This window comes from Streptomyces sp. NPDC060232, assembly GCF_042726555.1.
Classification (GTDB): Bacteria; Actinomycetota; Actinomycetes; order Streptomycetales; family Streptomycetaceae; genus Streptomyces.
Genome location: NZ_JBHXAG010000024.1, coordinates 1 through 24147 on the forward strand (window position 1 = coordinate 1; position 24147 = coordinate 24147).

Here is a 24147-nt window from a genome sequence, read left to right on the forward strand (position 1 = left end):
CCTGGGGCAGAGCCCCAGCACCACCCACCGGCGGGCAGCCGAAACACCGACGGCAGCCGAACCGCACAGCCCGGGGCGCAGCCCCAGCAGCCACCGACCGGAGCCGAACCGCCGGCGGCAGCCGAACCGAAGCCACCGCCACCCCCGCGGGAGCCTACGGCTCCTTGCGCAGCGACAGGCCACCCCGCGGCCGTTTGGGCGGCTTGATCTTGACCTCCACGCCGCCCCAGAAGGCGAAACCCGTCACCACCACCCGCGGAGCGCCTGGCTGCGTCGGCCCCGGGCTGTCCCGCTGGTCGAACGCGCCCATGAAGCCGAAGCCCCGTACGTCGACGTCCACCCCCGGCGGCACCGTGATCTCGATGCCGCCCATGACCGCGACGCAGTTGATCACCACCTCGCGCTGCGCGAAGTCCGCCTCGCGCAGGTCCAGCTCGCCGCCGCCCCAGAACGCCACCGCGTCGAAGCGGGCGGGGACCGTCCACCGGCCCTTGCGCTGGAAGCCCGACATCACCGCCACAGCCACCGTCGAGGTACCCGTCCCGCCGATCCGGCCCGGCCAGGCGGAGCCGCCCGCCGCCACCGTCGCCGGCGGGGCGGCGGCCGGGCCCGTGGGCGCCGGGAGATCGGCCGTCAGCGGTTCCAGCTCCGCGTACGTACGGGACTTGTACGCAGCCTCCAGCCGCTCCTCGAACTCGTCCATGTCGAGCCGGCCCTCGGCGACGGCGTCCCGAAGACGCTCCACCACCCGGTCCCGGTCGGCATCCGACGCCCTCAACTCCGGCAACGGCTTCTCCGGCCGCTCGTCACTCATACGCACCAGACTATGCATGCCCGCAGGGGAGTTGTATGGCCCGGCCCCTGATACCGTCCCCCACCGAACCCTGAGACCGCCCCCGAGCCCCGCCGCAGCCGGCCGCGCTCAGCCCCGTCCCGCGTACATCCGCGCGATCACGTCCTCGATGTCCGGCTCCCGCACCGACAGGTCCACCAGCGGGTACTGCGCCGCCACCGCCGACACCAGAGGCGCCGCCGACGACCCCGCCGGGAACGCCAGCCACTGCCTCGGCCCCTCCACCTTCACCACCCGCGCCCCCGGCACGCTGATCGGCGCCAGCTCCCGCTCCAGGTCCACCACCAGCGTCCGCTCGCTCTCCCCCGCCGACCCCGCCGCGTGCAGCCCGCCCAGCGCCCCGTCGTACATCAGCCGCCCGTGGTCGATGACCATCACCCGCTCGCAGAGCTGCTCGATGTCCTGGAGGTCGTGCGTGGTCAGCAGCACCGTCGTGCCGCGCTCCTCGTTCAGCTGCCGGAGGAATCCCCGTACCTTCGCCTTGCTCACCACGTCCAGCCCGATCGTCGGCTCGTCCAGGTACAGCACGTCGGGATCGTGCAGCAGCGCCGCCGCGATGTCCCCGCGCATCCGCTGCCCGAGCGACAGCTGACGCACCGGTACGTCGAGCAGCTCCGCCAGGTCGAGGCGGTCCACGCACCGCTCCAGGTTCTCCTCGAACCGCGCCCGCGGCACCCGGTACATCCGCCGCATCAGCCCGTAGGAGTCCTTCAGCGGCAGGTCCCACCACAGCGTGGTGCGCTGCCCGAAGACCACCCCGATCCGCTGCGCGAGGCGCACCCGCTCCCGCGCCGGGTCGATGCCCGCGACCCGCAGCCGGCCGCCGCTCGGGGTCAGGATGCCGGTCAGCATCTTGATCGTGGTGGACTTCCCGGCCCCGTTGGGCCCGATGTAGCCGACCATCTCGCCCCGCGCGACCGCGAAGCTGATCCCGTCCACCGCCCTGACCTGGCGTTTCTCCCGGCGCATCAGGCCCACCCGGCGCCGTACGGCAAAGACCTTCTCGACCCCGTCCAGCGAGATCAGCGCATCATCCACCACGGCTCAGCTCCCCGTGCTCCGGTACGAACGGACTCCCGCGCGCCAGGCCAGCGACGCGGGCACGAACACCGCGAGGGCCACCAGCGGGCTCAGGAACGCGGCCCACCCCGGCAGACCCAGCGGATCGGGCCGCCCCAGCACGTACAGCGCGGGCAGCCAGTTGACGAAGGCCAGCGGGACGACGAAGGTCACCGCGCGCAGCAGCTCCGTCGCGAAGACCGTCGGCGGGTACTGCAGCATCGTGCAGCCGCCGTAGGTGAAGGAGTTCTGCACCTCCGCCGCGTCTCCGGCGATGAACTGGAAGGCCGCCCCCGCCACCATCACCGCCGCGAAGATCGACCCGCCGGCCAGCACCATCACCGGCACCAGCAGCACCTTCCCGGCCGTCCAGTCCACCTCCAGCGTCCACAGCGCCCAGCCCAGCACCCCCAGCCCCTGCCCGATCCGGCCCAGTCGGCGCAGCGCGAAGCGGTCGGCGGCGACCTGCGCGAGCAGCGGCACCGGACGCACCAGCATGGTGTCGAGCGAACCGTCACGGATCCTGGCGCCGATCCGGTCGGTGTTGCCCAGCAGCAGGTCCGCCAGCCCCAGGGACGCCGAGCAGGACCCGTACAGCAGGGCGACCTCGGGCAGCGTGAAACCGCCGAGGACGTCCACGTGCGAGAACATGATGTAGATCGCGACGAAGTCCAGCAGCGTGATCGCCGCGTTCCCCAGCGTCGACAGGACGAAGGACGTCCGGTACGTCATCGTCGACCGGATCCACATCGCCACGATCAGGCCGTAGCCGCGCAGCCCCTCCCAGATCCGGCCCCGCGCCCGCGGCACCTCCAGCCCCGCGAACTCCCGCCGCTCCAGAACCGCATCGGCCGCCCCAGCCGCCTCAGTCACCTCAGTCACCTCAGCCACCCTGGACCACCACCTTCCGCGTCGCCGCCGACTGCAACAGCCTCCCCGCGCCCAGCAGTACGAGGACCCAGCCGGCCTGGAAGCCCAGCGCGCCGGCCGCGCTCCCGGCCCCCGCGTGCTCACCCAGCAGCACGTCCAGCGGGACCTGGAGCATCGCCGCCCACGGCAGTACGCGCACGAACTCGCCGAAGGCACCGGGGAAGACGGTCAGCGGCAGCAGCATCCCCGAGAAGAAGATCGAGACGACGGTCGCCATCAGGTTGATCCCGGACCCGTCCAGCAGCCAGAAGGCCAGCAGTCCCAGCAGGTAGCGCACCGCGAAGCTCACCACCAGCCCCAGCGCCACGGAGACCAGGAACAGCAGCCAGCGCGACGGGTCCGAAGGCAGCGCCAGCGGGAAGACCAGCGCCCCCGCCGCGAGCGGGACCAGCCCGCGCCCCAGCAGCTGGAAGGCGGCACGGCCCAGGTCGGCCGCCAGCCACCACATCTGGAGGTCGGCCGGCCGGTACAGGTCGACGGCGATGTCGCCCGTACGCACCCGTTCCTGGAGCTCCTCCTGGAACCCGCCGCCGATCAACGCCCCCGCGGCCAGCAGCGACTGGCTCACCCAGACGAAGGTCAGGGCCTGGGCCTGGTCGTATCCGCCCAGCCCGGGGCGCTGCTCCCACAGCGCGATGTACGTGAAGGCGACGATGAACCCGAACACGGTGTTGGTGAACACGCCCGCCGCGGTCGCCGTCCCGTAGGTGGCGTAGCGCCGGAAACCGCCGGCCGCGACCGCCGCGTAAAGGGCCACTCTCTGGCGCACCGTATCCCCTCCGTTTTCCACGTCGTTCCTACGTCGGCCAAAGCGCGCGAGCTTAGTGCGGAGGGGCGAGCCACGCGACCGATTTACCCCCGTCCGGAGCGGTTGTCACCGGCCATCGGGTAGACACCATGAGGTACAGAAGTGGATATTGCGAACAGCGTCGAGGAGTCCTGGAGATGAGCGACCAGTCACCACCCGCGGGCTGGACCCCTCGCGACCCGGACACCCCGCCCGACGGCGGGGCAGGCCCCGGGGAGAGGAGGAAGACCCGCCGCGGGCGGACCGGGCCGCGCCGCCTCCTCCCCACCTGGCGCATGGTCCTCGGCGCCTTACTGCTCCTCGCCCTCCTGATCGGCGGCGGCCTCGTGGCCGGCTACCTGCTGGTCGACATCCCGCCGGCCAACGCCGCCGCGACCGCGCAGTCCAACGTCTACCTCTACTCCGACGGCTCCCAGATCGCCCGCGACGGCGAGGTCAACCGCGTCAACGTGCCCCTCTCCCAGATCCCGCGGACCGTCCAGGAGGCCGTACTGGCCGCGGAGGACCGGGACTTCTACTCCGAACGGGCGGTGGACCCCAAGGCCATGGTCCGCGCCGCCTGGAACACGGCCACCGGCAAAGGCACCCAGTCCGGATCGACGATCACCCAGCAGTACGTCAAGAACTACTACCTGGGCCAGGAACAGACCCTCAAGCGCAAGGCCAAGGAGTTCTTCATCGCGATCAAACTCGGTCGCGAGAAGTCGAAGGCCTACATCCTTGAGGGCTACCTCAACACCAGCTACTTCGGCCGCAACGCCTACGGCATCCAGGCCGCATCCCAGGCCTACTACGGCAAGGACGTCGGCGACCTCACCACCGCCGAGGGCGCCTACCTCGCCACCCTCCTCAACTCCCCCAGCGCCTTCGACGTCGTCTCCCACCCGCAGAGCCGCCCCCGCGCCCTCGCCCGCTGGAACTACGTCCTCGACGGCATGGTCAAGAAGGGCTGGCTGCCCGCCGCCCAGCGCGCGACCACGCAGTTCCCCGAACCCGGCAAGGTACGGGCCGCCGCCGGCCTGTCCGGCCAGCGCGGCTACCTCGTCGAAGCGATCAAGGAATTCATCCTCGACCGGGGGATCCTCGACGACAAGACCCTCGCCGAGGGCGGCTACCGGATCCGCACCACCATCGACCGGCGCCGCCAGGCCGACTTCGTCGAGGCCGTCGACGACCAGATGCTCGGCAAGCTCGACCCCCAGACCCGCACGGCGGACCGGCTGGTGCGGGCGGGCGGAGTCTCCATCGACCCGGCCACGGGCAAGGTCGTCGCCATGTACGGCGGCGTCGACTACACCAGGCAGTACGTGAACAACGCGACCCGGCACGACTACCAGGTCGCCTCCACCTTCAAGCCCTTCGTCTTCGCGGCCGCGGTGGAGAACGACTCCCGCACCCAGGACGGCCGCAGGATCACCCCCCACACGATCTACAACGGCGACAACAAGCGCCCCGTCGTCGGCGGCCGGATCCGCTTCGCCCCGGAGAACGAGGGCCAGGTCTCGTACGGGAACATCACCGTCAACACCGCCACCGACCTCTCCGTCAACGCCGTCTACGCGCAGATGGCCGTCGACGTCGGCACCGCCAAGGTCAAGAAGACCGCCATCGACCTGGGCGTCCCCGAGGACACCCCGAACTTCGTCGTCGGCCCGGCCATGGCCCTCGGCACCCTCCAGGCCAGCGTCCTGGACATGACCCAGGCGTACGCGACCCTCGCCGACCACGGCCGCCGCACGCCCTACACCTTCGTGGAGGAGATCGCGAAGGGCGGCGACAAGATCCCCCTGCCCGAGCGGACCCCCGTCCAGGCCATCAGCCGCGAGGCCGCCGACACCACCACGTCCATGCTGGTCAGCGTCGTGGACAACGGCACCGGTACGGCGGCCCTCGCCGCCGGCCACCCGGCCGCGGGCAAGACCGGCACCGGTGAACTGGACCGCTCGGCCTGGTTCGCGGCCTACACCCCGAACCTGGTCACGGTGGTCGCGATGATGGGCCAGGACCCCGACACCGGCACCCTGGAGTCGCTGTACGGGGCCCTCGGCGAGTCCCGCATCGGCGGTGGCGGCTACCCGGCCCGTATCTGGGCCGCCTACACGAAGACCGCACTGGAGGCCACCGACCCCGTCGACTTCGAACTCGACCTCCAGCCGGGCGCCGCCCAGCCCCCGCCGCCGCCCTCATCGCCATGGAACCCGCCGCAGGAGACACCGGGCGAGGACACCGCGTCCCCCTCCCTGCGGCCGACCCCGCCGTCCCGCGGGCAGGACAACGGCGGCCAGGACAACGGCGGCCAGGGCAACGGGGGCCAGGACAGCAGCGGGCAGGACAACGGGGGCCGCACCCAGGGCGGCCGGGACAACGGAGGCCAGGACGGCGGCCGCGACAACGGCGGCCGGACACAGGGCGGCCAGGACAACGGCGGTACCGGCAGCAGTAACGGTCAGGGCGACGAGGGCGGCACCACCGCGGGCACCCAGGGCGGCACCGGCGGCCCGGGCGGCTCCGACGGCGGCGGCGTCATCGGAGGCCCGCGCCCGCCGTCGGCGTTCCTGGAGTAGGCGGCCTCCGGGTCATTGACCGGAGGCCGGTGACCGGAGGCCGGTGACCGGGGGTCAGTGACCGGAAGTCGCCTTCAGCCCCACCACGGCGACCAGCAGCAGACAGATGAAGAAGATCCGGGCGGCGGTGACGGGCTCACCCAGCACCGCCATACCGAGCACCGCCGCACCGGCGGCACCGATGCCCACCCACACCCCGTACGCCGTGCCGATGGGCAGCGTCTTCGCGGCGTAGGACAGCAGCACCATGCTGGCCACGATCCCGGCGCCCGTGAACACACTGGGCCAGAGCCGGGTGAAGCCCTCGGTGAACTTCATGCCGATGGACCAGCCCACTTCGAGCAGACCGGCGAGAAGAAGAAGAACCCAGGCCATGACGGCACCTCCGAGACATCGGGCGATACGGGGTGCGTCGTCTTGTCGTACCCGGTACGGCGCGTCTCGTCGGGTTCTCCCCCACCGTAGCAAAGGGCAGCGCAAAGGGCCGGTGACCTCGGCCACCAGCCCTTGTCGCCCCGCGTCGGATCAGAGGTACAGCCCGGTGGAGTCCTCCGACCCCTCCAGCCGCTCCGCGGCCACGGCGTGCAGGTCCCGCTCGCGCATCAGCACGTACGTCGCCCCGCGCACCTCGACCTCGGCACGATCCTCCGGGTCGTACAGCACCCGGTCACCGGGCTCGACGGTCCGGACGTTCTGCCCGACCGCGACGACCTCGGCCCAGGCCAGCCGCTTGCCCACGGCGGCCGTCGCCGGGATCAGGATGCCGCCGCCGGAGCGCCGCTCACCCTCGGGCAGGTCGGACTTCACGAGCACGCGGTCGTGCAGCATGCGGATGGGCAGCTTGTCGTGGGTGGTGTTCTCGCTCACGCCCCGAACCTACCTGTCCGCGCCCCTCCCGTACCGCGCAGGGTCATCCGCGCTTGCGGCGCGCCGACACCACGAGCAGACCGACCACCCCGACCGCGAGCAGCGCGACGGGCACGACGCGCTCAAGGCGCGGGGTCCCGTCCTCGTGCCGCAGACCGTCGCGCAGGTCCGTCACGACACGGTTCACCGTGGCGAAGGCCCGCCCCGCGGTCTCGTCGACGGTCGAGGCGACCCGGGCCCGCGCGTCCCCGATGATCGTCTGCGGGTGCATGCGCACGCCGATCTCGTCGAGCGTCTCGGCGAGCTGCTCGCGGCGGCGGACGATGTCCGCCTCGATCTGTGCGGGGGTCCTGGCTTCCGACACCGCGCTGCCTCCGTCGTCGTGGTCGTGATCGTGTGGGGGCGTAGTCCGCCGTGAACAGTCTGTCAGCTTAGTCTCGTGACGTACCGATCCCCTCCCGAGGAGACTGTCAGATGAGCGAGCGACTCCAGCCGGGCGACACCGCCCCCGCCTTCACCCTGCCCGACGCGGACGGCAACGAGGTCTCGCTCGCCGAGCACAAGGGCCGCAAGGTCATCGTCTACTTCTACCCCGCAGCCCTGACGCCGGGCTGCACGAAGCAGGCGTGCGACTTCACGGACAACCTGGACGTCCTGGCCGCGGCCGGCTACGACGTCATCGGCGTCTCCCCCGACAAGCCGGAGAAGCTGGCGAAGTTCCGCGAGAAGGAGCACCTGAAGGTCACGCTGGTCGGCGACCCGGAGAAGGAGACGCTGGCGGCGTACGGGGCGTTCGGCGAGAAGAAGCTGTACGGCAAGACGGTCACGGGCGTCATCCGCTCCACGGTGGTCGTCGACGAGGAGGGCAAGGTCGAGCACGCCTTCTACAACGTGAAGGCGACGGGCCACGTAGCCAAGATCATCAAGGACCTGGGCATCTGACCACCCCCGTCCCCCCGAGCGGGCCGCCCCCCATCCGGGGCGGCCCGCTCCGCTTATCGGACGAAACCCCCCGCATCCGTCCGACTATCGGCTCGTTACTCCGTACGAGGGCCGCACACGCGGCCGGACGCTATCGGGGGGGGCACCATGGTCGATCCGTACGAGCGGGAGCCGCTGGCCGCAGCCATAGCCGAGTCGAAGAGCTGGGCCGACCTGATGAGACGGCTCGGGCTCAAAGCCAGCGGGGGACAGCGGCGAAAGCTCCAAGCCGCAGCGGAGCTCCACGGCCTGGACACCGGACATTTCGCAAACCAGAGCGCCAGGCGCCTCTACTCGGACGAGGCCATCGCCTCGGCTGCGGCCTCGTCCACGACCGTCCGCGAAGTGGCCCTCGAGCTCGGAGCCCGACCGTCGACCGGGACGCTGTCCCACATCGTCCGTCGCATCACCGCGGCAGGCATAGACACCAGCCACTTCAAGGGTGCGAGACGACAGTACGTCGAATTGCCGTTCACCGGGGAGGAACTCACCCAAGCCGCCGCCGCGTCCGACAGCCTTCGCGGGGCGGCCCGAGTTCTGGGCCTGCCGGACGACGGCCGGTCCCGCGCTGCGCTCGCAAGGGCGCTGAAGCAGCAGGGCACCGACACGGCTCATTTCCGCAACTCCCGCCGGATCATCTCCGAGACGGATCTACGCATGGCCGTTCCAAGTGCCGCCAGCTACGCGGACCTCATGCGCGCACTGGACATGGAGGTCAACGACGTGAACCGTCGCAGGCTGCGGCGGCAGGTGGCACGACTCGGCCTGGACGTCGGACACTTCACGCGACGCCCGTGGGGAAAACCGCCGACCGTGACCGCGAAGCCGGCCGCACCTGGCACGCTCGTACTATGCCCCGAGGGCTCCGCCCGGACCAGGCGCCCCCGCCTCCACCGCGCACTGCAAGAGCTGGGGGTCCCGTACGCCTGCGCCGGATGCGGAAACCCCGGCGAGTGGCAGGGGCGGCAGATCACACTCCAAATCGACCACGTCAACGGCGACTGGCTCGACAATCGCCGCGAGAACCTCCGCTACTTGTGCCCCAACTGCCACTCCCTGACGGACACGTGGTGCCGGAACCGGAGCCCCAAACCTGCCGCCCGGCCCGGCCGCCCCGTAGACTGAACTCAACCCAGTCGACGAGATGTCCGTATTGGGTTAAATGTCGCGGTTGTGGTGGAATTGGCAGTCACGCTTGGTTTAGGTCCAAGTGGGGTAAAACCCGTGGGGGTTCGAGTCCCCCCAACCGCACGTCCACGCCGAAGGTCCCGTAGGCACTCTCTGCGTACGGGACCTTCGGCGTATCCACCCGTCAGGGCAGGAGGGCGCGGATGAAGGGGACCAGGGCGCGGAAGGCCTGGCCGCGGTGGGAGATGGCGTTCTTCTCGGCCGGGGTCAGTTCCGCGCAGGTGCGGGACTCGCCCAGGGGCTGGAGAATCGGGTCGTAGCCGAAGCCGCCCGTGCCGGACGGGGTGTGGCGCAGGGTGCCCAGGAGGCGGCCCTCGACGACGCGTTCGGTGCCGTCCGGGAGGGCGAGGGCTGCCGCGCACGCGAAGTGGGCTCCGCGGTTCTCGTCGGCGATGTCGCCGAGCTGCGCGAGGAGCAGGTCCAGGTTGGCCTTGTCGTCGCCGTGGCGGCCGGCCCAGCGCGCGGAGAAGATGCCGGGGGCGCCGTGCAGGACGTCGACGCAGAGGCCGGAGTCGTCGGCGACCGCGGGCAGGCCGGTGGCCTGGGCCAGTGCGTGGGCCTTGAGCAGGGCGTTCTCGGCGAAGGTGACGCCGGTCTCCTTGACGTCGGGGATCTCCGGGTACGCGTCCGCGCCGACCAGCCCGTGGGGCAGGCCGGCGTCGGCGAGGATGGCGCGCAGTTCGGAGACTTTGCCCGCGTTGCGGGTCGCGAGGATCAGGCGGCTGGGCGTCGAGGTCATGCCCTCATTATCCCGGGGTGCAGACCTTGGAGATCTCGCTCGCGGCGTCGGCGACCGGCTTGATGTCCGGGGTGGGGTTGCCGCTCTCGATGGAGGTGCGGACGTTCTTGACGGCCGTGTTCATCGAGTCGATGGCCTTGCCCAGGTCGGCGTTGTCGGTCTGGTCGCCGATCTTCTTGAGGTTGGCCTCGATCTGGTCGAGTGCGTTCTTGGCGTCCTGGGGGCTGTTGCCCGCCTGGGAGACGGCCTGCTGGAGGTCGTTCGCGCCGTCCGTGATGGCGACCGCCGTGTTCGCGCAGTCCATTGCCGTGGAGATGGCGCTGCAGGCGGAAAGGGCCGGGATGGTCAGGGCGGCTGCCACGGCTACTGCCGCTATGCGGAGCTTCATGCGGTTCTCCCGAGAGGACGTGTGACGTGTACGGGGCGGATGCGGGTGTACGAGGGCTGGCATGGGCGGGCGCACGGCTGTTGCACCGTGAGCCCGTTGTCCGTAGGGACGCCGGAGGGCGTCCTGTGGTTGCCGCCTACAGGTCCAGCGCGCCCCGCTGGATCGCTTCGAGGTCCGCGCATCCGCCGGCGGCGAGGTCGAGGAGGGCGTTGAGTTCCTTGCGGTCGAAGGGCTCGCCCTCGGCGGTGCCCTGGACCTCGACGAAGCGGCCGTCGCCGGTGCAGACGACGTTCATGTCGGTTTCGGCGCGCACGTCCTCCTCGTAGCAGAGGTCGAGGAGCGGGACGCCGTCGACGATGCCGACGCTGACGGCGGCGACGGTTCCGGTGAGGGGCTTGCGGCCGGCCTTGATGAGCTTCTTCTGCTGGCCCCAGGCGACGGCGTCGGCGAGGGCGACGTAGGCGCCGGTGATGGCGGCGGTGCGGGTGCCGCCGTCGGCCTGGAGGACGTCGCAGTCCAGGACGATGGTGTTCTCGCCGAGGGCCTTGTAGTCGATGACGGCGCGCAGCGAGCGGCCGATGAGGCGGGAGATCTCGTGGGTGCGGCCGCCGATCTTGCCGCGGACGGATTCGCGGTCGCCGCGGGTGTTGGTGGAGCGCGGCAGCATCGAGTACTCGGAGGTGACCCAGCCTTCGCCGCTGCCCTTGCGCCAGCGCGGGACGCCTTCGGTGAAGGAGGCGGTGCAGAAGACCTTGGTGTCTCCGAAGGAGATGAGGACGGAGCCCTCGGCGTGCTTGCTCCATCCGCGTTCGATGGTGACCGGGCGGAGCTGTTCGGGCGTACGGCCGTCGATGCGAGACATGTGTCCGAGCCTAGTGGTTGGCCGACAACGCGAAGACCCCGTCCGGGTTACGGGACGGGGTCCGTCGGTGCTTCGGGCGGGATGGCCCGGGCTCAGGGGGTGCGGGTCACATCATGTCTTCGATGTCGGTGGCGATCGGGTCGGCGTCGGTGCCGATGACGACCTGGACCGCGGTGCCCATCCGGACGACGCCGTGGGCGCCGGCGGCCTTGAGGGCGGCCTCGTCGACGAGGTCGGGGTTGACGACCTCGGTGCGCAGGCGGGTGATGCAGCCTTCGACCTCTTCGATGTTCTCGATGCCGCCGAGCCCGGCGACGATCTTCTCAGCCTTGGTGGCCATGTGTTTCTCCCTGAGTGATGCGAAGAACGAGTCTCAGCGGCCGGAACATGGATACCCACCCGCACGGCCCGCGTCGTCACGGTAACGCACGGTTGGCCCATCTACGCGAGCGCGTGTCCGGCCCCTGCCGAATGATGACGATCAGCAGCGACCTGCCCACAACTGGTCTACACCAGTGTGCACGGAACTGCTGCCGCATCCAAAAATCCGGGCCGGTCAGGGAGACGCCGATGAGTGCGAGCAGCGCCGCCGCAGTACCAGGACCGCCCCGGCGCAACAGCCTCTTCCAGGGGCTGCAGAAGATGGGGCGGAGTCTGCAGCTGCCGATCGCGGTGCTGCCGGCGGCCGGCATCCTGAACCGGCTGGGGCTGATCGACGCCGAGGGCACCGGCGTGTGGGCGCAGATCGCGAAGGTGATGGCGGCGGCGGGCGGCGCCCTGCTCAACGCCGATCTCGGTCTGCCGCTGCTCTTCTGTGTCGGCGTCGCGATCGGGATGGCCAAGAAGGCGGACGGTTCGACGGCGCTGGCGGCGGTGGCCGGCTTTCTCGTCTACCGCAGTGTCCTGCGCGCGTTCCCGGTGCCCTGCCCGGAGGGGACGAGGGACGTGGGGGGCGGGTGCCTGGGGCCGGACGAGACCTTCGCGCAGTACACCTTCCAGAATCCGGGGGTGTTCGGCGGCATCGTGATGGGTCTGCTGGCGGCCTGGTTCTGGCAGCGCTACCACCGGGTGAAGCTGGTGGACTGGCTGGGCTTCTTCAACGGCCGGCGGCTCGTCCCGATCATCATGGCTTTCGTGGGGATCGCGTTCGCCGCGCTCTGCCTGTGGATCTGGCCGCCGATCGGGGGCGCGCTGGAGGGCTTCTCCGACTGGCTGGTGGGCCTGGACTACTGGGGTGCGGGCATCTTCGGTGTCGCGAACCGGGCGCTGCTGGTGATCGGCCTGCACCAGTTCCTGAACGTGCCGGTGTGGTTCCAGTTCGGCAGCTTCACGAAGCCGAACGGCGAGGTGGTCCACGGTGACATCAACATGTTCCTCAGCGGCGACCCGGATGCGGGCCTGTTCCTGACGGGCTTCTTCCCGATCATGATGTTCGCCCTGCCGGCGGCCGCCCTGGCGATCACGCACTGCGCGAAGCCGCAGCGGCGCAAGGAGGTGGGCGGTCTGATGTTGTCGGTGGCGCTGACCTCGTTCGTCACGGGGATCACGGAGCCGCTGGAGTACTCCTTCCTCTTCGTCGCGCCGGCGCTGTACGCGGTCCACGCGGTGCTCACGGGCGTGTCGATGGCGGTGACGTGGGCGTTCGGTGTCCACGACGGCTTCAGTTTCTCGGCGGGCCTGATCGACTACGTCATCAACTGGAAACTGGCCACGAAGCCGTGGCTGATCATTCCGATCGGGCTCGGCTTCGCGGTCGTCTACTACGTGGTCTTCCGCTTCGCGATCACGAGGTTCGACATTCCGACGCCGGGCCGGGAGTCGGACGAGGAGATCGAGGCGATGCGGGCGGAGAACACCAAGGCCTGACGCGAAGGGGCAACCCGCTTGGTCCGCACGGCCGTTCGACCCGGCCGCCCGAGGCTCTCGGATCACGGTTGCGGGGGGCTTCGCCCTGTCGGCACGTCCAGGTGACGGGGCGGCCGGGGCAGTGCCCGATCCGTGTGGCGTAGGCCACAGGAAAACGAAGGTTCCTTATCTATCCCTCACCGTGCTACAACTGGTCTACACCACGATTGGTGTAGACCACGCGGGTCTGTCTGAGCCCGCGTACCCCCATTTCTGAGACGTCGCCGTCCCCCGTTCTTTTCCCCGTCGGCGTCGCCTTGCCCACTGGAGGAAGTTGTGTCCACGGCTACCGCCCCCGCGGCGGAGAAGAAGAAGGGCGCTGGCGTGATGGCCGTCATGCAGCGCATCGGCCGGAGCCTCATGCTCCCCGTCGCCGTGATGCCCGCCGCCGCGCTGCTGGTCCGCTTCGGCCAGGACGACATGCTGGCACGCGCGTCGTTCCCCGACTTCGTCCAGGAGCTCGCGGGCTACATGGCCGCCGGCGGCGACGCCATTCTCGGCAACATGGCCCTGCTCTTCTGCGTCGGCATCGCGATCGGCTTCGCCAAGAAGTCGGACGGCTCCACCGCCCTCGCGGCGGTCGCCGGCTACCTGGTCTTCCAGAAGGTCCTCGCCACCTTCACCGACAGCAACCTCCCCAAGGTCGCCAAGGTCGTGGAGGGCAAGATCGTCCACGTCGACGCCCCGGTCAACGCCGGTGTGCTCGGCGGCGTGGTGATGGGCATCGTCGTCGCCCTCCTGTACCAGAAGTTCTACCGGACCAAGCTGCCGGACTGGGCGGGCTTCTTCGGCGGCCGCCGCCTCGTCCCGATCCTGTCCTCGTTCGCCGGCCTGGCGATCGGCATCGTCTTCGGTCTGATCTGGCCGGTCCTCGGCACCGGCATCCACGGCTTCAGTGAGTGGCTGGTCGGCTCCGGCGCCGTCGGCGCGGGCATCTTCGGTGTCGCCAACCGTGCGCTCATCCCGATCGGCATGCACCACCTGCTGAACTCCTTCCCGTGGTTCCAGGCGGGCACCTACAACGACGCCGGCACCGACTACCACGGCGACATCGCCCGCTTCCTGCACGGCGACCCGACCGCGGGCCAGTTCATGACCGGCTTCTTCCCGATCATGATGTTCGCCCTCCCGGCCGCCTGCCTCGCGATCACCCACGCGGCCCGCCCCGAGCGCCGCAAGGTCGTCGGCGGCATGATGTTCTCCCTCGCGCTCACCGCCTTCGTCACCGGTGTGACCGAGCCGATCGAGTTCACCTTCATGTTCATCGCCCCGGTGCTCTACGCGATCCACGCAGTGCTCACCGGTGTCTCCATGGCACTGACCTGGGGCCTCGGCATGAAGGACGGCTTCGGCTTCTCCGCCGGTGCGGTCGACTACCTGCTGAACCTCGGCAAGGCCACCAACCCGCTGGGCCTCGCGATCGTGGGTCTCTGCTTCGCGGTCCTGTACTACGTGATCTTCCGGTTCGCGATCACGAAGTTCAACATCCCGACCCCGGGACGCGAGTCCGACGAGGAGCTCGCCGAGCTGCAGAAGGCCGAGGCCAAGTAAGCAGCCCCGTATGCACGGAAAGCCCCCGTTCTCCCTTTCGGGAGGGCGGGGGCTTTCCGCGTGTACGGGGCTGCTCAGACCTCGTAGACCGCGCCCGCGTATGCCAGGTCGACCGGGCCGTCGTAGACCGCGCGGGCGTCGGCGAGGTTCTGCGCGGGGTCCGTCCACGGCGGGATGTGGGTGAGGACGAGCCGCCCGACGCGGCCGCCGTGCGCGTACTCGCCGGCCTCGCGGCCGTTGAGGTGGAGGTCCGGGATGTCCTCCTTGCCGTGCGTGAAGGAGGCCTCGCAGAGGAAGAGGTCGACGCCCTCGGCGAGCTGGCCCAGTTCGGGGCAGACGCCGGTGTCCCCGGAGTACGTGAGCGAGCGGCCGCCGTGCTCGACGCGGATGGCGTAGGACTCGACGGGGTGCGCGACCCGCTCGGTACGGACCTGGAAGGGGCCGATCTCGAAGGTCCCCGGCTTCAGGGTGCGGAAGTCGAAGACCTCGCTCATCGAGCGCTCGTCGGGGACGTCGTCATAGGCCGTGGTCAGGCGCTTCTCGGTGCCCTCGGGGCCGAAGACGGGGATGGTGCCGCAGCGGCCGCCCTCGTGGCGGTAGTAACGGGCGACGAAGTACGCGCACATGTCGATGCAGTGATCGGCGTGCAGATGGCTCAGGAAGATCGCGTCGAGGTCGTAGAGGCCGCAGTGGCGCTGCAGGTCCCCGAGGGCACCGTTGCCCATGTCGAGGAGCAGCCGGAAGCCGTCGGCCTCGACGAGGTAGCTCGAACAGGCCGATTCCGCGGACGGAAACGACCCCGAACAGCCGACGACGGTGAGCTTCATGGAGCGTGAACCTCCGTGGACGGTCCGTGGACGGAATGCGGGCCGTGCGTGGGTCGAGCGTAAGGCGCGAAAGGTCCGGTCGCTCCTCCGCGGCAGGCCGTTGTGGGGGGAATCACCTGCGCTGTCACCCGGGGGAGCGACGGTGGGCACGGGCGTTGCCGTGCCGGGGCCCTCCCGCGCAGCTACGGTCGAAACATGGACACGTCCTGGTGGCCCGCGGTGGCCGCGGTCGTGGCCCTGGCATTGGTGATGCTGATCGCCGGGGGGAGGCTGGGCGTCACGCGCCGGGCCCCGCCCGCGCGCGGCACCGGCCCGCCGCCGCACCCGCAGGCGGGTGAGCTGTGGACCCTGATGGACGGCCGGACCTGCCTGGTCCTGGTCGTGGGCCCGGTACGGGAGCACCGGGCGCGGGTCGCGTGGATCACGGCGAAGTACCACGACCGGCGGGCCGGGGTGATCCCGCTGCCGCCCGGGACGGTGGGGGCGCAGGGCCGGGCGGCCTTCCTGGAGGCGGACCGGCCGGACGAGGTGTCGCTGTGGGAGTTCCGGGCCAGGCTGGGGATGCTGGACCCGGCGATATGGGACGAGGTCAAGGGGCTGGGAGGCGGTCGGTGATGACGGCGATCCGCTTGCGGCGCGTGTACGACCCGCCGGAGCCGGAGGCGGACGGGCTGCGGGTGCTCGTGGACCGGCTGTGGCCGCGGGGGCTGGCGAGGGCGGCGGCGGGGGTCGACGAGTGGCCGAAGGCGGTCACGCCGTCGACGGAGCTGCGGAAGTGGTTCCACGACGGGGGTTCGGCCGCTGAGTTCCGGCAGCGGTACGAGGCGGAGCTGGCGGAGCCGGAGGCTGTGGCGGAGCTGGACCGCCTGCGGGGGCTGGCCGGGGGCGGGCCGTTGACGTTGCTGACCGCGGTCAGGGATCCGGCATCCAGCCATGCGGCGATCCTCGCGGAGCGGTTGGCGGACTAGGGTCTGTATCGAGTTGCCCCGTGGAGCAAGGAGCGGCGTGCGGTGCGTGCTCTCGGCGTGCCGGCCGGAAGCGCTCGTACGGGACGTACGTGGCTTTCGGCCGGTGCGGCGAGAGTGCGTGCCGCACGCCGCGACGGGGCAAACGTCGCCCGGCGCGGCACTAGCGGGTGCGGGTGCCGCTGCGCGGGGCCTTCTCCCCGCCCCGCCCCTTCTCGGTTTCCCGGGCTCTGCCCGGGCCCGCGTCTCAAACGCCGGCGGGGCTGAAGAACGGCCCCGCCGGGGTCAGGCCCAGAGCTGGCCCTGGAGGACCTCGATGGCCTCTTCCGTCGTGGCCGCGGTGTAGACGCCGGTGGAGAGGTACTTCCAGCCGCCGTCGGCCACGACGAAGACGATGTCGGCGCTCTCGCCCGCGGCCACCGCCTTGCGGCCCACGCCGATCGCCGCGTGCAGGGCGGCTCCGGTGGAGACGCCCGCGAAGATGCCCTCCTGCTGGAGCAGGTCGCGTGTGCGGGTGACGGCGTCGGCCGAGCCCACCGAGTAGCGGGTGGTGAGCACGGAGGCGTCGTACAGCTCGGGGACGAAGCCCTCGTCCAGGTTGCGCAGTCCGTACACGAGGTCGTCGTAGCGCGGCTCGGCCGCGACGATCTTCACTCCGGGCGCGTTCTCGCGCAGGTAGCGGCCGACGCCCATCAGGGTGCCGGTGGTGCCCAGGCCGGCCACGAAGTGGGTGATCGACGGCAGGTCGGCGAGGATCTCCGGGCCGGTGGTGGCGTAGTGCGCGCCCGCGTTGTCCGGGTTGCCGTACTGGTAGAGCATCACCCAGTCCGGGTGCTCCGCGGCCAGTTCCTTGGCCACCCGGACGGCGGTGTTGGAGCCGCCGGCGGCCGGCGACGGGATGATCTCGGCTCCCCACATGGCCAGCAGGTCGCGCCGCTCCTGGCTGGTGTTCTCCGGCATCACGCACACGATGCGGTAGCCCTTGAGCTTGGCCGCCATCGCCAGCGAGATGCCGGTGTTGCCCGAGGTCGGCTCCAGGATCGTGCAGCCGGGGTACAGCCGGCCGTCCTTCTCGGCCTGCTCGACCATGTGGAGCGCGGGGCGGTCCTTGATCGAGCCGGTCGGGTTGCGGTCCTCCAGCTTGGCCCAGATCCGGACGTCGTCCGAGGGGGACAGCCGGGGCAGCCGGACCAGCGGCGTGTTGCCGACCGCGGCCAGCGGGGAGTCGTAGCGCATTACTTCGATCCGCCGGCCACGGCCGGGAGGATGGTGACGTTGTCGCCGTCCTTGAGCGCGGTGGAGATGCCGTCCAGGAAGCGGACGTCCTCGTCGTTGAGGTAGACGTTCACGAAGCGGCGCAGCTGGCCGCCGTCGACGATGCGTTCCTCGATGCCCTTGTGCCGGGTCTCCAGGTCCGCGAAGAGGTCGGCGAGCGTGGCGCCCTCACCGTTGACGGCCTTCTCGCCGTCGGTGTAGGTGCGGAGGATGGTGGGGATGCGGACCTCGATGGCCATGGCTGGGCTCCAGTCGTCAGGACGTAGGCAAGTGTGCGGGGGAAACGGGCGCGCGGTTCGTCGGCCCTCCGCGCGAGAGGGCTCTGGTGCTCAGGCGGCAGGACAGATGGCGCTGGCGAGGCGGCACAGGTCGACGTGCAGCCGCGCCACGAGCAGCAGCCTGCCGGGCGTCTCGATGCTCACGTCATGGGGAACCATGCGGTCATGTTAACGATTCCCGGTCCCCGGTTTGGAGTGTGATCCCGCATCGTGGACGCCATCTGCTCACATGGTGGTCAGTAGGCCTCGACGACCTGCACTTCTTCCTCGGTGATCACGCCGTCGATGATCCGGTACGACCGGAACTGGAACTCTCCGAGCCCGTCCTTGTCCGCCGTCGAGACCAGCACGTAGTGCGCGCCGGGCTCGTTCGCGTAGGTGACGTCCGTACGCGAGGGGTAGGCCTCGGTCGCGGTGTGCGAGTGGTAGACGATCACCGGCTCCTCGTCGCGGTCGTCCATCTCGCGGTAGAGCTTGAGGAGGTCCTTCGAGTCGAACTCGTAGAACGTGGGCGAGCGGGCCGCGTTGAGCATCGGGATGAACCGCTCGGGGCGGCCGGTGCCCGCCGGCCCGGCCACGACACCGCACGCCTCGTCGGGGTGGTCCTGGCGGGCGTGCTCGACGATCCGGTCGTACAGGGCCTGGGTGAGGGTCAGCATGAGCGACAGGATAAGCAGACGGGCCCTTGCGTACCGAGGAGTGGTACGCAAGGGCCCGCATGGTGGACAGGATGTCCATGGGGTCAGGGTTCCCGGCCGTAGCGGGGCGGCCGGGAGCCGCTGCTACGACGCCTTGGTGAAGGCCGCGCCGCGCGGGTCGCGGTTCTTCAGGACCAGGTAGGAGATGCCGAGGATCACGCCCCACAGCGGCGCGCAGTACAGCGAGACGCGCGCGTCCTTGTCGGCGCCCATCATCACGATGACCATGCCGATGAAGGCCAGGGCGAACCAGCTCGTGAAGGGGGCGCCGGGTGCCTTGAACTTCGAGCCGGGCAGCTCGCCGCGGTCGGCCTTGGCCCGGTAGCGGATCTGGCAGACCAGGATCATGATCCAGGCCCACATGCCGGAGATGGTGGCGAAGGAGACGACGTAGTCGAAGGCCTTGCCGGGGGCGACGTAGTTGATCCAGACGCCCACGAGCATCAGCGCGGCGGAGAAGGTGGTGCCGATGAGCGGGGTGCCGCTCCTGGTGAGCTTGGTGAAGACCTTCGGGCCCTGGCCGTTGAGCGCGAGGTCGCGCAGCATGCGGCCGGTGGAGTACATGCCGGAGTTGCAGGAGGACAGGGCGGCGGTCAGGACGACGAAGTTGACGATGGCGGCGCCGATGCCCAGGCCCATGCGCTCGAAGGCGGCGACGAAGGGCGAGACGCCCGGCTGGAAGTGCGTCCACGGGACGACCGACAGGATCATGATGAGCGCGCCGACGTAGAAGACGGCGATGCGCCACGGCACGGTGTTGATGGCCTTGGGCAGGGTCTTCTCGGGGTCCTTGGACTCGCCGGCGGTGACGCCGACCAGCTCGACCGCGAGGAAGGCGAACATGACGATCTGCAGGGTCATCAGCGTGCCGCCGATGCCCTTGGGGAAGAAGCCGCCGTCGTTCCACAGGTTGGAGACGGTGGCGGTGTCGGCGGCGTCGGAGAAGCCGATGGTGAGGATGCCGGCGCAGATCAGGATCATGCCGACGATGGCGGTGACCTTGACCATGGAGAACCAGAACTCCAGCTCACCGAAGAGCTTCACGGAGATCAGGTTGGCGGCGTAGAGGATGACCGTGAAGATCAGCGCGTAGGCCCACTGCGGGAAGCTGTCGTGGGTCCAGTACGACATGTACTGCGCGGCGGCGGTGACCTCGGTGATGCCGGTGACCACCCAGAACAGCCAGTACGTCCAGCCCGTCACGTACCCCCAGAACGGGCCCAGGAACTCGCGGGCGTAGTCCGAGAAGGAGCCGGAGACGGGTCGGTACATGAGCAGCTCGCCCAGGGCCCGCATGATGAAGAAGATGACCAGGCCCGCGATCGCGTAGGCCAGGATCAGGCTGGGGCCGGCCTTGGAGATCGCCTTGCCCGCGCCCAGGAAGAGGCCGGTGCCGATGGCTCCGCCGATCGCGATCATCTGGATCTGGCGGGCGCCGAGCGTGCGGTGGTAGCCCTCGCCGCCCTCGCCCCGGGTGCCCTCGCCGGGCGTGTTGCCGTGCTGCTCGACCTGCACTGAGGTCATGTCTGGTGCGCCTTTCTCCACGCCGACCCGCGCCTTCACTGGCTGCGGATCGGGTCCTCGATCCCCCCGGATACGGATGGAGTTGCACCCGGCGGTCTGCCGGTTCAAGCGGGCCGGGAGACATGGGTGGCGTCCCTTCGGCGGTCGTGAAGATCTATCACGCGCCGAGGATGCCCGGAGGGGGAGAAATGTGGCGCACGGCGTCAAAATTTCCGGACAAAGCGCAGCGATCATGGCAGATCGCCGCATCGCGGTGATCTGATCGTTATCCGGATTTGAGCGTCCGCTGAGCGAACATTGCTCTTCCTTGACGCCCCTCAGAGGGTTTCGATCAAGGATTCCTGGAGTCCGCCCAGCCACAGGTACGCCATCACCATCGGCTTGCGCGGGTCGTCGTCCGGCAGCCGGAAGAGTGCGGCGCTCTCGTCGTCCTCGGTGATGTCGAGGCGGGCCGCGAGGGTCAGGCGCAGGTCGTTGAGCCCGCCGAGCCAGCGCAGCGGCAGCTCGCCGGTCAGCTCCAGCACGGCGGCCCCGTCGCCGGCCGGGGTGAGCGCGTCCAGGCTGCGTACGAGCGCCAGCGCGTCCTCGCGCTTGCGGGCGCGCAGGTCGTTCTCGGTGTAGCGGCGGAACTCCGCCGCGCGGGCCTTGAGCTCCGCCGGGTCCACGCCCTCTTCGCCGGCGCCGTCCGGGGAGCCGTAGGCGTCGGGGAAGAGACGGGCGAGCGCCGGGTCGGACGGCGGCTCGGTGGGCCCGTCGGCGAACAGGGCGGCGAGGGGATCGGCGTCCTCGGCCGGCTCGGGGTCGCCGGGGCCGATCAGCTCCAGCATCTGGACCGCGAGCGAGCGCAGGATGGAGATCTCGATCTCGTCCAGCGCGATGGCGGCTCCGCCACCCTTGAGGGACTCGAACATCCCGGTGGACCGGCCCATCAGTTGCGGTCCTGGGAGAGGGTCGCCCACAGGCCGTAGCCGTGCATGGCCTGCACGTCGCGCTCCATTTCCTCGCGGGAGCCGCTTGAGACGACCGCCCGCCCCTTGTGGTGGACGTCGAGCATCAGCTTGTGCGCCACGTCCTTCGAGTAGCCGAAGTACGCCTGGAACACGTACGCCACGTAGCTCATGAGGTTGACCGGGTCGTTGTGCACCAGGGTCACCCAGGGAACGTCGGGTTCCGGGACCGCGAAGGTCTCTTCGGCCGACTCGGTGCGTTCGATCTCAATGGGAGCAACACTCACTCGTCCCATGCTGCCACCGTGACGGGCCCGTTGCACAAACGGGACCCACATCTCGTCACTTTGACGAAATGTGCGCTAGCATCGCCGCCATGAACCCTGCGGACCTGGGCCTGCCGGTGGACGTGCCGTCGACAGCGCTCTTCACGGACCATTACGAGCTCACGATGTTGCAGGCCGCCCTGGCCAACGGCACCGCCGACCGCCGCTCGGTCTTCGAGGTGTTCACCCGGCGGCTCCCCGAGGGGCGCCGCTACGGGGTGGTCGCGGGTACCGGGCGGGTGCTGGACGCGGTGGAGAACTTCCGCTTCGACGGCGCGGTGCTGGAGTTCCTGCGCGAGCGGGCCGTCGTCGACATGCGGACGCTGGACTGGCTGGCCTCGTACCGCTTCTCCGGCGACATCTGGGGCTACCCGGAGGGCGAGGTCTACTTCCCCGGCTCGCCGGTCCTGCGCGTGGAGGGCAGCTTCGCCGAGTGCGTGCTGCTGGAGACGGTGATCCTGTCGATCCTCAACCACGACTCGGCGATAGCGGCGGCCGCCTCCCGGATGTCCTCGGCGGCCGGCGACCGCCCGCTGATCGAGATGGGCGCGCGGCGCACCCACGAACTGGCGGCCGTCGCCTCGGCGCGGGCCGCGTACGTGGGCGGCTTCGCCTCCACCTCGGACCTGGCGGCCGGATTCCGGTACGGCATCCCCACCGTCGGCACCAGCGCGCACGCCTTCACCCTGGTCCACGACAGCGAGCGGGACGCCTTCACCGCACAGGTGGCCTCGCTGGGCCGCGGCACCACCCTGCTGGTGGACACGTACGACGTGGCCGAGGCGGTGCGCACCGCCGTCGAGGTGGCGGGCACCGATCTGGGCGCGGTGCGGATCGACTCGGGGGACCTGCTGCTGGTGGCCCACCGGGTGCGCCAGCAGCTGGACGAGCTGGGGGCGGCCTCGACGAAGATCGTGGTCACCTCGGACCTGGACGAGTACGCCATCGCCTCGCTGGCGGCTGCTCCGGTGGACGCGTACGGCGTGGGCACGCAGCTGGTGACGGGCAGCGGGCACCCGACGTGCTCGATGGTCTACAAGCTGGTGGCGCGGGCCACCTCGGCGGACCCGAAGGCGGCGCTGGCTCCGGTGGCGAAGAAGTCCATGGGCGGGAAGGCGTCGATCGGCGGGCGCAAGTGGGCGGCCCGCCGACGGGACGCCGACGGGGTGGCGGAGGCGGAGGTCGTGGGCGTGGGGCCCGTTCCCGCGGGTCTGGCCGGCCACCAGCTGCTGACCCACCTGGTCAAGGCCGGCGAGGTGGTCGCCCGGGAGCCGCTGGAGGCTGCCCGCGACCGGCACCGCGCGGCGCGCGCGGGCCTGCCGCTGTCGGCGACCCAGCTCTCGCGCGGCGAGGCCGTGATCCCGACGGAGTACGTGTAGCCCTGCGGGCACGCTCGGCGGGAGGGGCGGGGGCTCCACCCCCGGACCCCCGCGCCTCGGTCTCCCCCGGCTCGCTGGGAGGTGCCACCTGGCGAGGCTCCGTTTGAGCCTCGCCGGCGACTGAGGCGCGGGGGCCAAGCGCCGTAGGGGGCCTGGGGCGAAGCCCCAGTTTCGGGAAGGGGCGGGGTGGGGGAAGAGCCTCCCGCAGGGCCCGCCGCAGCACACCATCAAGCCGAAGGGCACGCGAAATGCACCGCGCACTGATCGTCGTCGACGTACAGAACGACTTCTGCGAGGGCGGCAGCCTCGCGGTCACGGGCGGAGCCGACGTCGCCGCCGCCATCACCGAGCTGATCGGGCAGGCGACCGCCGGGTACCGGCACGTCGTCGCCACCCGCGACCACCACATCGACCCGGGGGCGCACTTCGCGCACCCGCCGGCCGAGCCGGACTACGAGACCTCCTGGCCGGTGCACTGCGTGGCCGGCACGGAGGGGGTCGGCTTCCACCCGAACTTCGCGCCCGCCGTGGCCTCGGGTTCGGTCGCCGCGGTCTTCGACAAGGGCGCCTACGAGGCCGCGTACAGCGGCTTCGAGGGCGCGGACGAGAACGGCGAGGGCCTCGCCGCCTGGCTGCGGGAGCGGCACGTCGGCGAGGTCGACGTGGTGGGCATCGCCACCGACCACTGCGTGAAGGCCACCGCCCTCGACGCCGCCCGCGCCGGCTTCACCACGCGCGTCCTGCTGGACCTGACGGCGGCCGTGGCCCCGCACACCACCGAGCGGGCCCTGGAGGAGCTCCGCGCGGCCGGCGTGACCCTCGTGGGCACGGCCGGGCCCCGGGCCTAGAGAACGCGGCCGGGGCCCGCTGCCGCCCCCTCAGGTGCCCAGCAGGGCCCGGATGGGGTGCCAGAGCTCCTGGGCGCGGTCGGGTGCGCCGCGCCACAGCAGGCCGTCCGGATGGTGCAGGACGGCCGTCACCTCGTCGGGTGTGGGCGGCTGGGCGTTGCCCCGCAGGTACACGGCCCGCATCCCGAGGTTCCGCAGCCTGGTCAGGGCGCGGGCCCGGTTCGCGGCGTGCACCAGCACGCGGACATTTCCGCCCTCACCGGACGGCCGCGGCAGCGTGAGCGCAACGACCACGCTGCCGCCTGGCAATCTGACGAAACCTCCACCGGGCATGGCTGTCATCTCCCCCGTCAATAAGAACCTCGTACCGGGGCATCTAAACGCG

General features: G+C 70.6%; 29 protein-coding genes, 1 tRNA gene and 1 riboswitch. Of the genes, 10 read left to right on the top strand and 20 right to left on the bottom strand.

Annotation, left to right across the window (positions count from 1 at the left end; all coding sequences use genetic code 11):
- Positions 1-154: 154 nt before the first annotated feature.
- The 4 genes from ACFWFZ_RS28255 to ACFWFZ_RS28270 all read right to left on the bottom strand — a co-directional run bounded on the left by ACFWFZ_RS28255 (position 155) and on the right by ACFWFZ_RS28270 (position 3611).
- Positions 155-814 (bottom strand): DUF1707 domain-containing protein, encoded by a 660-nt coding sequence (locus tag ACFWFZ_RS28255; protein ID WP_387125807.1) that lies wholly within the window; start codon positions 812-814, stop codon positions 155-157.
- Between the two features lie 108 nt (positions 815-922).
- A complete protein-coding gene (locus ACFWFZ_RS28260; protein WP_387125808.1) occupies positions 923-1894 on the bottom strand; it encodes an ATP-binding cassette domain-containing protein in 972 nt (323 codons plus the stop codon).
- Positions 1895-1897: 3 nt separating this feature from the next.
- Positions 1898-2752 carry an ABC transporter permease gene (locus ACFWFZ_RS28265; RefSeq protein WP_387125887.1) on the bottom strand — a complete coding sequence of 285 codons (855 nt, stop codon included), beginning with the start codon at positions 2750-2752 and terminating at the stop codon, positions 1898-1900.
- 43 nt (positions 2753-2795) lie between these two features.
- Positions 2796-3611 carry an ABC transporter permease gene (locus ACFWFZ_RS28270; RefSeq protein ID WP_387125809.1) on the bottom strand — a complete coding sequence of 272 codons (816 nt, stop codon included), beginning with the start codon at positions 3609-3611 and terminating at the stop codon, positions 2796-2798.
- 176 nt (positions 3612-3787) lie between these two features.
- On the opposite strand from ACFWFZ_RS28270, the gene ACFWFZ_RS28275 reads away from it, so the two are divergent.
- Positions 3788-6214 (top strand): transglycosylase domain-containing protein, encoded by a 2427-nt coding sequence (locus tag ACFWFZ_RS28275; RefSeq protein ID WP_387125810.1) that lies wholly within the window; start codon positions 3788-3790, stop codon positions 6212-6214.
- Between the two features lie 54 nt (positions 6215-6268).
- On the opposite strand, the gene ACFWFZ_RS28280 is transcribed toward ACFWFZ_RS28275, so the two are convergent.
- The 3 genes from ACFWFZ_RS28280 to ACFWFZ_RS28290 form a co-directional block, all read right to left on the bottom strand.
- Positions 6269-6589, bottom strand: coding sequence for a multidrug efflux SMR transporter (locus ACFWFZ_RS28280; RefSeq protein WP_030026576.1), 321 nt, complete (start codon positions 6587-6589; stop codon positions 6269-6271).
- A 31-nt stretch (positions 6590-6620) separates the two neighbouring features.
- Positions 6621-6691: riboswitch (guanidine-III (ykkC-III) riboswitch) on the bottom strand.
- A gap of 48 nt (positions 6692-6739) precedes the next feature.
- On the bottom strand, positions 6740-7081 hold the full coding sequence (locus ACFWFZ_RS28285) for a co-chaperone GroES (protein ID WP_030009035.1): 342 nt from the start codon (positions 7079-7081) through the stop codon (positions 6740-6742).
- Between the two features lie 43 nt (positions 7082-7124).
- Positions 7125-7445 carry a DUF3618 domain-containing protein gene (locus ACFWFZ_RS28290; RefSeq protein WP_387125811.1) on the bottom strand — a complete coding sequence of 107 codons (321 nt, stop codon included), beginning with the start codon at positions 7443-7445 and terminating at the stop codon, positions 7125-7127.
- Between the two features lie 110 nt (positions 7446-7555).
- Here ACFWFZ_RS28290 and bcp point away from each other — a divergent pair, with 110 nt between their 5' ends.
- The 3 genes from bcp (at position 7556) to ACFWFZ_RS28305 (ending at position 9313) form a co-directional block, all read left to right on the top strand.
- Complete coding sequence (gene bcp, locus ACFWFZ_RS28295; RefSeq protein ID WP_387125812.1) at positions 7556-8023, top strand: thioredoxin-dependent thiol peroxidase; 468 nt, start codon at positions 7556-7558, stop codon at positions 8021-8023.
- A gap of 147 nt (positions 8024-8170) precedes the next feature.
- Positions 8171-9187 (top strand): HNH endonuclease, encoded by a 1017-nt coding sequence (locus tag ACFWFZ_RS28300; RefSeq protein WP_387125813.1) that lies wholly within the window; start codon positions 8171-8173, stop codon positions 9185-9187.
- A gap of 42 nt (positions 9188-9229) precedes the next feature.
- Positions 9230-9313 (top strand) — tRNA-Leu (locus ACFWFZ_RS28305).
- A 61-nt stretch (positions 9314-9374) separates the two neighbouring features.
- Here ACFWFZ_RS28305 and rdgB read toward each other — a convergent pair.
- From rdgB to ACFWFZ_RS28325, 4 genes are all read right to left on the bottom strand, one after another.
- Positions 9375-9989 carry an RdgB/HAM1 family non-canonical purine NTP pyrophosphatase gene (gene rdgB, locus ACFWFZ_RS28310; protein ID WP_387125814.1) on the bottom strand — a complete coding sequence of 205 codons (615 nt, stop codon included), beginning with the start codon at positions 9987-9989 and terminating at the stop codon, positions 9375-9377.
- A gap of 7 nt (positions 9990-9996) precedes the next feature.
- On the bottom strand, positions 9997-10377 hold the full coding sequence (locus tag ACFWFZ_RS28315; RefSeq protein WP_387125815.1) for a hypothetical protein: 381 nt from the start codon (positions 10375-10377) through the stop codon (positions 9997-9999).
- A 136-nt stretch (positions 10378-10513) separates the two neighbouring features.
- Positions 10514-11239, bottom strand: coding sequence for a ribonuclease PH (rph, locus tag ACFWFZ_RS28320; RefSeq protein ID WP_387125816.1), 726 nt, complete (start codon positions 11237-11239; stop codon positions 10514-10516).
- A gap of 106 nt (positions 11240-11345) precedes the next feature.
- The gene (locus ACFWFZ_RS28325; protein ID WP_387125817.1) at positions 11346-11579 is read right to left on the bottom strand and encodes a glucose PTS transporter subunit EIIB; all 234 of its coding nucleotides are present in this window, start codon (positions 11577-11579) and stop codon (positions 11346-11348) included.
- A gap of 230 nt (positions 11580-11809) precedes the next feature.
- Between ACFWFZ_RS28325 and ACFWFZ_RS28330 the strand changes: the two genes are divergently transcribed.
- Both ACFWFZ_RS28330 and ACFWFZ_RS28335 read left to right on the top strand, forming a co-directional pair.
- Positions 11810-13105 (top strand): PTS transporter subunit EIIC, encoded by a 1296-nt coding sequence (locus tag ACFWFZ_RS28330; protein WP_387125818.1) that lies wholly within the window; start codon positions 11810-11812, stop codon positions 13103-13105.
- 366 nt (positions 13106-13471) lie between these two features.
- Positions 13472-14695, top strand: coding sequence for a PTS transporter subunit EIIC (locus ACFWFZ_RS28335; RefSeq protein WP_387125888.1), 1224 nt, complete (start codon positions 13472-13474; stop codon positions 14693-14695).
- A gap of 74 nt (positions 14696-14769) precedes the next feature.
- Here ACFWFZ_RS28335 and ACFWFZ_RS28340 read toward each other — a convergent pair whose 3' ends face one another.
- Positions 14770-15522, bottom strand: a complete 753-nt coding sequence (locus ACFWFZ_RS28340) for an MBL fold metallo-hydrolase (RefSeq protein ID WP_387125819.1) — start codon at positions 15520-15522, stop codon at positions 14770-14772.
- A 195-nt stretch (positions 15523-15717) separates the two neighbouring features.
- Between ACFWFZ_RS28340 and ACFWFZ_RS28345 the strand changes: the two genes are divergently transcribed.
- Together ACFWFZ_RS28345 and ACFWFZ_RS28350 are read left to right on the top strand one after the other, a co-directional pair.
- Positions 15718-16137: a hypothetical protein gene (locus tag ACFWFZ_RS28345; protein ID WP_387125820.1), complete on the top strand. Its 420-nt coding sequence runs from the start codon at positions 15718-15720 to the stop codon at positions 16135-16137.
- Positions 16137-16490, top strand: a complete 354-nt coding sequence (locus tag ACFWFZ_RS28350) for a DUF488 domain-containing protein (RefSeq protein ID WP_387125821.1) — start codon at positions 16137-16139, stop codon at positions 16488-16490. The genes ACFWFZ_RS28345 and ACFWFZ_RS28350 overlap by 1 nt, the downstream gene beginning before the upstream one ends.
- A gap of 282 nt (positions 16491-16772) precedes the next feature.
- Here the strand turns inward: ACFWFZ_RS28350 and ACFWFZ_RS28355 are convergent, their stop codons facing one another.
- The 7 genes from ACFWFZ_RS28355 to clpS form a co-directional block, all read right to left on the bottom strand.
- Positions 16773-17723 carry a PLP-dependent cysteine synthase family protein gene (locus ACFWFZ_RS28355; protein WP_387125822.1) on the bottom strand — a complete coding sequence of 317 codons (951 nt, stop codon included), beginning with the start codon at positions 17721-17723 and terminating at the stop codon, positions 16773-16775.
- Positions 17723-18001 (bottom strand): MoaD/ThiS family protein, encoded by a 279-nt coding sequence (locus ACFWFZ_RS28360; protein WP_030662661.1) that lies wholly within the window; start codon positions 17999-18001, stop codon positions 17723-17725. The genes ACFWFZ_RS28355 and ACFWFZ_RS28360 overlap by 1 nt, the downstream gene beginning before the upstream one ends.
- Positions 18002-18091: 90 nt before the next feature.
- The gene (locus ACFWFZ_RS28365; RefSeq protein ID WP_310941867.1) at positions 18092-18199 is read right to left on the bottom strand and encodes a putative leader peptide; all 108 of its coding nucleotides are present in this window, start codon (positions 18197-18199) and stop codon (positions 18092-18094) included.
- 77 nt (positions 18200-18276) lie between these two features.
- Positions 18277-18699: a Mov34/MPN/PAD-1 family protein gene (locus ACFWFZ_RS28370; protein ID WP_387125823.1), complete on the bottom strand. Its 423-nt coding sequence runs from the start codon at positions 18697-18699 to the stop codon at positions 18277-18279.
- 123 nt (positions 18700-18822) lie between these two features.
- Complete coding sequence (locus ACFWFZ_RS28375) at positions 18823-20262, bottom strand: amino acid permease (RefSeq protein ID WP_387125824.1); 1440 nt, start codon at positions 20260-20262, stop codon at positions 18823-18825.
- Between the two features lie 317 nt (positions 20263-20579).
- Positions 20580-21191 (bottom strand): DUF2017 domain-containing protein, encoded by a 612-nt coding sequence (locus tag ACFWFZ_RS28380; RefSeq protein WP_387125825.1) that lies wholly within the window; start codon positions 21189-21191, stop codon positions 20580-20582.
- Positions 21191-21505 carry an ATP-dependent Clp protease adapter ClpS gene (gene clpS / locus ACFWFZ_RS28385; RefSeq protein WP_030662673.1) on the bottom strand — a complete coding sequence of 105 codons (315 nt, stop codon included), beginning with the start codon at positions 21503-21505 and terminating at the stop codon, positions 21191-21193. Before clpS ends, ACFWFZ_RS28380 begins: the two co-directional genes overlap by 1 nt.
- Before the next feature lie 80 nt (positions 21506-21585).
- Here clpS and ACFWFZ_RS28390 point away from each other — a divergent pair, with 80 nt between their 5' ends.
- Both ACFWFZ_RS28390 and ACFWFZ_RS28395 read left to right on the top strand, forming a co-directional pair.
- On the top strand, positions 21586-22914 hold the full coding sequence (locus ACFWFZ_RS28390; protein ID WP_387125826.1) for a nicotinate phosphoribosyltransferase: 1329 nt from the start codon (positions 21586-21588) through the stop codon (positions 22912-22914).
- A gap of 248 nt (positions 22915-23162) precedes the next feature.
- Positions 23163-23762, top strand: a complete 600-nt coding sequence (locus ACFWFZ_RS28395; protein WP_387125827.1) for a nicotinamidase — start codon at positions 23163-23165, stop codon at positions 23760-23762.
- A 30-nt stretch (positions 23763-23792) separates the two neighbouring features.
- Here the strand turns inward: ACFWFZ_RS28395 and ACFWFZ_RS28400 are convergent, their stop codons facing one another.
- A complete protein-coding gene (locus ACFWFZ_RS28400; protein ID WP_030825287.1) occupies positions 23793-24095 on the bottom strand; it encodes a hypothetical protein in 303 nt (100 codons plus the stop codon).
- Between the last annotated feature and the right edge of the window lie 52 nt (positions 24096-24147).